Source organism: Streptomyces sp. SID5910 (assembly GCF_009862125.1).
GTDB lineage: Bacteria > Actinomycetota > Actinomycetes > Streptomycetales > Streptomycetaceae > Streptomyces.
On record NZ_WWHX01000466.1, the window covers coordinates 1 to 7232 of the forward strand.

The 7232-nt window shown below is 72.8% G+C and carries 6 protein-coding genes; 3 read left to right on the forward strand and 3 right to left on the reverse strand.

Features of this window, described 5'->3' with window-relative positions; genetic code table 11:
• The first annotated feature begins 361 nt into the window (after positions 1-361).
• A complete protein-coding gene (locus tag GTW67_RS16295) occupies positions 362-1960 on the forward strand; it encodes an acyl-CoA mutase large subunit family protein (RefSeq protein ID WP_161165541.1) in 1599 nt (532 codons plus the stop codon).
• A 99-nt stretch (positions 1961-2059) separates the two neighbouring features.
• Complete coding sequence (gene leuE, locus GTW67_RS16300; RefSeq protein WP_161165542.1) at positions 2060-2710, forward strand: leucine efflux protein LeuE; 651 nt, start codon at positions 2060-2062, stop codon at positions 2708-2710.
• A gap of 261 nt (positions 2711-2971) precedes the next feature.
• On the opposite strand, the gene GTW67_RS16305 is transcribed toward leuE, so the two are convergent.
• Positions 2972-4372: an FAD-dependent oxidoreductase gene (locus tag GTW67_RS16305; protein WP_161165543.1), complete on the reverse strand. Its 1401-nt coding sequence runs from the start codon at positions 4370-4372 to the stop codon at positions 2972-2974.
• Positions 4373-4451: 79 nt separating this feature from the next.
• Here GTW67_RS16305 and GTW67_RS16310 point away from each other — a divergent pair, with 79 nt between their 5' ends.
• A complete protein-coding gene (locus GTW67_RS16310) occupies positions 4452-5102 on the forward strand; it encodes a TetR/AcrR family transcriptional regulator C-terminal domain-containing protein (RefSeq protein WP_161165544.1) in 651 nt (216 codons plus the stop codon).
• Here the strand turns inward: GTW67_RS16310 and GTW67_RS16315 are convergent.
• Together GTW67_RS16315 and GTW67_RS16320 are read right to left on the reverse strand one after the other, a co-directional pair.
• A complete protein-coding gene (locus GTW67_RS16315) occupies positions 5087-6088 on the reverse strand; it encodes a class I SAM-dependent methyltransferase (protein WP_161165545.1) in 1002 nt (333 codons plus the stop codon). The genes GTW67_RS16310 and GTW67_RS16315 overlap by 16 nt on opposite strands.
• A gap of 77 nt (positions 6089-6165) precedes the next feature.
• On the reverse strand, positions 6166-7232 hold a 1067-nt coding region (locus GTW67_RS16320), incomplete at its 5' end, for an acyltransferase family protein (protein WP_161165546.1).

Consider the following 7232-nt stretch of genomic DNA (forward strand, 5'->3'; position numbering starts at 1 on the left):
GGGACCCGTCACCGTGCAGCCGCCCGCCGCCAGCACCGCGCCCAGCGCGCAGGCGACCGCGCCCGACCTGTACCGCGCACTCCTCATGCCCCTCATACGCATCACTGTCCCCGCCGTCTCACGGTTCCGCACGGATGTCCCCCAGAGATGCTTCCCGCGGATGACGCGGCGCGAACGGCGCGGCATCGTGGTGACCGGGACCGGGACTCTTCACGAGGCTGTGAGGAAGGTCCCAGCGTGTGCCCCTCCACCGAGGCGCGCGCCCGCCGATACAGTCCGTCCGAGAACCGGTCGGTACCGGCGAGTGACCGACGAGTGGTCCGAGCAGCTCGAACACATGCTCAGCGGGAGGCGACGCACCATGACGCGCGAGTCGGGCAGTGTCCGATCCACCGAGAGTGGACTGCCCATCGAACCGGTCTACGGGCCCGACACCCAGGCGGACTGGGACCCGGCCGAGAAGCTGGGCGAACCGGGGCAGTACCCCTTCACCCGCGGCGTGTACCCGTCGATGTACACCGGCCGCCCGTGGACGATGCGCCAGTACGCCGGCTTCGGTACGGCGACGGAGTCCAACGCCCGCTACAAGCAGCTCATCGCCAACGGCACCATGGGCCTGTCCGTCGCCTTCGACCTGCCCACCCAGATGGGCCACGACTCCGACGCCCCGATCGCCTCGGGCGAGGTCGGCAAGGTCGGTGTCGCCATCGACTCGATCGACGACATGCGGGTGCTGTTCGGCGGGATCCCGCTGGACCAGGTCTCCACGTCCATGACGATCAACGCCCCCGCCGCGCTGCTGCTCCTGCTCTACCAACTCGTCGCCGAGGAGCAGGGCGTGAGCGCCGACCGGCTCACCGGCACGATCCAGAACGACGTGCTGAAGGAGTACATCGCGCGCGGGACGTACATCTTCCCGCCCAAGCCGTCGCTGCGGCTGATCGCGGACATCTTCAAGTACTGCCGGGCCGAGATCCCGAAGTGGAACACCATCTCGATCTCCGGCTACCACATGGCCGAGGCCGGCGCCTCGCCCGCGCAGGAGATCGCCTTCACCCTCGCGGACGGCATCGAGTACGTGCGCACGGCCGTCGCGGCCGGCATGGACGTGGACGACTTCGCGCCCCGCCTCTCCTTCTTCTTCGTGGCCCGCACGACGATCCTGGAGGAGGTCGCCAAGTTCCGCGCGGCCCGCCGGATCTGGGCGCGGGTGATGAAGGAGGAGTTCGGCGCGCAGAACCCCAAGTCGCTGATGCTGCGCTTCCACACCCAGACGGCCGGCGTCCAGCTGACGGCCCAGCAGCCCGAGGTCAACCTGGTCCGCGTCGCCGTGCAGGGCCTCGCGGCCGTCCTCGGCGGCACCCAGTCGCTGCACACCAACTCCTTCGACGAGGCCATCGCGCTGCCCACCGACAAGTCGGCCCGCCTCGCCCTGCGCACCCAGCAGGTCCTCGCCTACGAGACCGACGTGACGGCGACCGTCGACCCCTTCGCCGGGTCCTACGTGGTCGAGAGGATGACGGACGACGTCGAGGCGGCCGCGCTCGACCTGATGCGGCGGGTCGAGGACCTCGGCGGCGCCGTCGACGCCATCGAGCGCGGCTTCCAGAAGAGCGAGATCGAGCGCAGCGCCTACCGCATCGCCCAGGAGACCGACTCCGGCGAGCGGGTCGTCGTCGGCGTCAACCGCTACCAGCTCGACGAGGAGGAGCCCTACGAGCCCCTGCGCGTCGACCCGGCCATCGAGGCCCAGCAGGCCGCCCGCCTCGCCCGGCTGCGCGCCGAGCGCGACCAGCAGGCGGTGGACACGGCGCTGGCCGCCCTGAAGAAGGCCGCCGAGGGCGAGGACAACGTCCTCTACCCGATGAAGGACGCGCTGCGGGCCCGGGCCACGGTGGGCGAGGTGTGCGACGCGCTGCGCGCGGTGTGGGGGACGTACGTGCCCTCGGACGCCTTCTGAGGGCGTATCTGATCACCCGTCGGACGCGCTGCGTGCGCGTCCGTACCGACGGCTGAAACACCGGCGCGGAGTGTCGTACCCGCGTGCGACACTCCCTGCATGTTCGGCGTCATAGACCTCCCCACCTACCTGGCAGGCCTCGTCCTCATCGTCCTGCTGCCCGGTCCCAACTCCCTCTACGTCCTCTCCGTGGCCGCCCGCCGGGGCGTGCGCGCCGGGTACACGGCCGCCGCCGGGGTCTGGTGCGGGGACACGGTGCTGATGACGCTGTCGGCCGCCGGAGTGGCCTCGCTGCTCCAGGCCAACGCCGTGCTGTTCGGGATCGTGAAGTACGCCGGCGCCGGCTATCTGACGTGGCTCGCGATCGGCATGATGCGGGCCGCGTGGGGGATGTGGCGGACGCGGCGGGAGCAGCAGGCGCCGGACGCCGCCGCGCCGGTGGCCGGGGACGAACGGCCCTTCCGGCGGGCGCTGGTCGTCAGCCTCTTCAACCCGAAGGCGATCCTGTTCTTCGTCGCCTTCTTCGTGCAGTTCGTCGACCCGGGCTACGCCTACCCCGCCCTGTCCTTCGTCGTCCTCGGCGCCTTCGCCCAGTTCTTCAGCTTCCTGTACCTCAGCGCGCTGATCTTCAGCGGCACCAAGCTGGCCGCGGCCTTCCGCCGCCGCAAGCGCCTGTCGGCGGGCGCCACCTCGGCGGCGGGCGCCCTGTTCCTGGGCTTCGCGGTGAAGCTCTCGGTGGCCAGCGCGTAACGCTGCCGCTGGGCAGGTGGGACGACCGCGCCGGCCCACCCCGCGCCCGGCCTGGCTCGCCCGGTCGGACCGGTCCCGTTAGTTGGTCCCGTAAGGTCAGGCCGGAGTGGGGCACGTGGTCGTCGGGGTCGGTCGCGTCTTGGCCGGTCCGGCCGACGTAGCCGCCAGGCGGGGCCGTCCGGCCGGAGCCGCCAGACCAGTTCCGACAGGCCGGAGTCGCCAGGCCGATCCCGCTCGGCAGGGCCCGTCCGGCCAGTTCCGTCAGGTCAGGCCGAAGCGGGGCAGGTAGTCCGCGAGGCCCGTCGGGTTTTCGCCTGCCCAGCCGATGTAGCCGTCCGGGCGGATCAGGAACAGGCCCGTTCCGTACGTGCCGTGTTCCGGGCCCCGGACAACGGGGACCGACTCCGGCAGCGGCGGGGCGTCGGTGTTCAGGGCCAGCAGCGTCCAGTGCGGGCCGCGGAACGCGTCGAAGAGGCGGATGCCGTCCACCGTGCCGTCGGGGGCGCGGTCGCCGGCCCGCAGGGTGCCGTCCGGGACGGTGCGCGTCTCCGACGTCAGGGACGACTCCCGGTAGCCGATCCCCAGTTGCCGGGTCGCGTCCCCCCGCCGCACCTCGCCGCGGTGGACGCCGGTCGACAGGCCGAGCACCCCGGCGGCGACCGGGCGCCGCTCCTCCTCGTAGCTGTCCAGGAGCCCGTCCGGCGCCTCGCCCGCCAGCACCGCGCCCAGCTTCCAGCCCAGGTTGTAGGCGTCCTGCACGCTGGTGTTCAGGCCCTGCCCGCCGGCCGGCGAGTGCACGTGCGCGGCGTCCCCGGCGAGCAGGACGCGGCCCGCGCGGAAGCGGTCGGCCAGCGCGGCCCGGGGCCGGAAGTCGGAGGCCCAGCGGACCTCGGTGACGTCCTCGGCGGCCAGGTGGGAGCGTGCGGCGACGACCTTGCGCACGCCGTCCGCCGTGACGTCCACGTCGGTGCCCGCCGGGAACTGCGCGGTGACCTGGAAGTCCTCGGTGCCGGCCAGCGGGCACACGGCGAGGAAGCCGGTGTCCCCGCGCGGCGGGAAGACGTGCCAGTTGTCGCGGTCCAGGCCGCTGATCCGGACGTCCGCCACCAGCACCGGGTTGGGGTCGACCGTCTCGCCGGTCATGCCGATGCCGAGCGCGCGCCGTACGGCCGACCGGCCGCCGTCGGCCGCGACGAGGTACCGGGCGCGGACGGGCTCCCCGGCGGCGAAGCGCGCGGTCACGCCGTCCGCGTCCTGCGCGAGGCCGGTGACCTCCCGGCCGAAGGCCACCGTGCCGCCCAGCTCCGCCAGGCGGGCCGCCAGGATCTCCTGGGTCCGCCACTGCGGCACCATCCACGGCGCGTTGTACGGCGCGTCCTCGCTCGGCTCGGCCGGCTCGAACATGGCGTGCTCGCCGAGCCGCTGCCCGTCCTGCCAGACCATGCCGACCGGGTAGCCGCCGCCGGCCGCGTGGATCGCGCCGAGGACGCCGAGGTCGTCGAAGACCTCCATGGTGCGGGGCTGGATGCCCTTGCCGCGCGAGCCGGGGAACAGCGTCGCCGCCCGCTCCACCACCAGCGCGTCCACCCCGCGCCGGGCCAGGTCGATGCCGAGCGCGAGCCCGGTGGGGCCCGCGCCGACGATCAGAACGTCCGTGTCCATGCCGCTCCTCCTTAACGCCGTTAAGTGACTGCTCACCCCGAGCATCCCCTTAACAGCGTTAAGGTGTCAAGCTGTGCGCGTGGGAACGGAACGACGCGCGCCCCTCGACCGCCGACGGGTCGCGGACACGGCGCTGAAGCTGCTGAACGAGGTCGGCCTCGACGGCCTGACCCTGCGCACCATCGCCCGGGAACTGGACGTCAAGGCGCCCGCCCTCTACTGGCACTTCAAGGACAAGCAGGCCCTGCTCGACGAGATGGCGACCGAGATGTACCGCCGGATGATCGCCGAGGGCTCGCTCGATCCGGACGACACCTGGCGCGAACGGCTGCTCAAGTCCAACCGGGGCCTGCGCACGTCGCTGCTGCGCTACCGCGACGGCGCCAAGGTCTTCAGCGGCTCGCGCTTCACCGGCCTGGAGCACGCCGAGCAGATGGAGGACAGCCTGCGCCTGTTCACCGCCGCCGGCTTCACCCTGCCCCAGGCGGTGCGGGCGACCTCGACGACGTACGTCTACACGCTCGGCTTCGTCACCGAGGAACAGGGCGTCGCCCCGCTGCCCGACCAGCGGCGCGAGGGCTACGACATGGACGAACGCGCCCGCCGGATGGCCGACTTCCCCCTGTCGGCCGCGGCGGGCGCGGAGATCTTCGCGGACTACGACCGGCACTTCGAGGAAGGGCTGGCCCTGGTGATCGACGGAATCGCGACGCGTTACGGCCTCGGCTGAGACCCGGCCCCGGCCCCGGCCCTGCGCCGGGCCGCCAGCCGGCGGCGTACGGCGCGGGTGACCACCGGCGGCAGCAGGTCCAGGGCGAGGCGGCGCGCCCGGTCGCGGGGGGACGGCGCGGACGCCCGCCCCGCCGCGCGGTCTGTCTGCCGCGCCGCCTTCGTCTGGCCCGGCAGCGACGCGGCCCCCGGCTGCCGGCCCGCGGCGTCCGGAGCGGTCGCCCGGTGCCGGGAGACCGGGAGCGACGGCAGCCGCATCGCCTTGCCCTTGGCGCGGAACCGGACCAGCCGGTGCCCGGCCGCCCACTCCACCGTCACCGAGCAGTCGTCGCGCCCGCGCAGCGCGGCCAGCAGCTCCTCCTGGAGGGGCTCGGGGTCGCCCCAGGTGGCGTACAGCTTCTGGGTGCTCAGGCACACCGGGCGCAACCCCCGGTTGAGCACGGCCTCCCAGGCGGCGACGGCCACGCCCGGGGTGTGCTCGGTGCGGTAGTCGTCGAGGACGACGACGCCCTCGGGCAGCAGCAGGTCGCGGACCGCGCCGATGTCCCCGTGGACGTGCTCGTACAGGTGCGAGGCGTCGATGTGGGCGAAGCGGCAGGTGCCGGGCGCGACCTCCCCGGTGACCGCGGAGCTCGGGGCCTGGATGATCACCGGCAGGGCGTCGTGGAAGGAGAGGTAGTTCCGTTCGAAGGCCTGCCGGGTGAGCGTGGCGTACGACTTCGCCGACTCGGCCCGGTTCGCCTCGTCCGGGGCGTCCGCCTCGAACAGGTCGCAGACGGTGAGCTTCTCGCCGTCCTGGAGGTGGTGGCCCAGCAGGATCGCGCTCTTGCCCAGGTAGGCGCCCAGTTCGAGCAGGTCGCCGCGGGTCCCCGCGGCCTCCTGCCGTTCCAGGAACCAGGAGAACAGCACCTGGTCGAGCGGCCAGAACCAGCCGGGGACGTCGTTCAGCTCAGCGGGATACGTGTGCGTAGCTTGCGCGGTCGCCATGAAGGGAGGATGCCTCCTCGGCAGGGGAAAGGCAGTGGGCGCGCGCGGCCCGGCGGGCGGAATATCGCACGAATCGCTCAATGTGACCGGGTGAACGCCATGCGCAGCCGTGGTGTCAGCGGTCTCTCGACGAACCGGTACAGCAGCCAGGCCAGCCCGAGCATCCCGGCCACCGTCAGCGCGAAGGTCGCCGCCGACGGCACGCCGAGCCCGCGGTGCAGGAACCGGATCGCGACCCAGCCCAGGTGCTCGTGGACCAGGTAGAACGGGTACGTCAGCGCGCCGGCCACCGTCAGCCAGCGCCAGTTGGCCCGGTTCAGCAGGCCCAGCGCGACCGCCGCGACGGCGACGAAGCCGAAGGCGACGACCAGCACGATGCCGAAGGTCGTCCGGTGCGCGAAGGCGTTCGGGTCGGTGGCGTTCCACAGGTCGCGCACCGCGTAGTGCTGGCCGATCAGGAACCCGGCGGCCACCAGGGCCCACGCGTGCGCGTCCCGCCGGTCGCGGTGGACGAGGTACAGGCCCACGCCGCCCACGAAGAACGGGGCGTACTCCGGCATCAGCACCAGTTCGAGCAGCGGCTCGTGCGCGGCCTGCGCGAGCGCCGCGGCCAGCAGCCAGCCGGCGCAGAACACCAGGACGCGCCGGCGGTTCGCGCCGGGCAGGACGACGCACAGCGCGAACAGCGCGTAGAAGCGGATCTCCACCCACAGCGTCCAGCACACGCCCAGCACCCGGTCGGCGCCCAGCGGCTGCTGAAGCATCGTCAGGTTCACCAGCGCGTCGCTCGGCGACACCGCGTCGTAGACGACCACCGGCAGCGCGAACACCGCCGTCACGAGGATCACCGCCGCCCAGTAGGCGGGCAGCAGCCGGGAGGCGCGCGAGGCGGTGAACGACTTCAGGGACCGGCCCCAGCCGCTCATGCAGATCACGAACCCGCTGATCACGAAGAAGATCTGCACGCCCAGGCAGCCGTAGGAGAAGAAGGTGTGCAGCGTGGGGAACTGCCGCGCGGCCGAGCCGCCCCACGCCTCGGTGACGTCGCCGCCGCGTCCGCCGTAGTGGTACGCCGCCACCATCAGCGCGGCCACCAGCCGCAGCCCGTCCAGGGCCCGCAGCCGGGCCGGCGCCGCCTTCGCCC

Coding starts and splice junctions, on each gene's coding strand:
- GTW67_RS16295 (WP_161165541.1), top strand. CDS start 362: ATGACGCGCGAGTCGGGCAGTGTCCGATCCACCGAGAGTGGACTGCCC.
- leuE (WP_161165542.1), top strand. CDS start 2,060: ATGTTCGGCGTCATAGACCTCCCCACCTACCTGGCAGGCCTCGTCCTC.
- GTW67_RS16305 (WP_161165543.1), bottom strand. CDS start 4,372: ATGGACACGGACGTTCTGATCGTCGGCGCGGGCCCCACCGGGCTCGCG.
- GTW67_RS16315 (WP_161165545.1), bottom strand. CDS start 6,088: ATGGCGACCGCGCAAGCTACGCACACGTATCCCGCTGAGCTGAACGAC.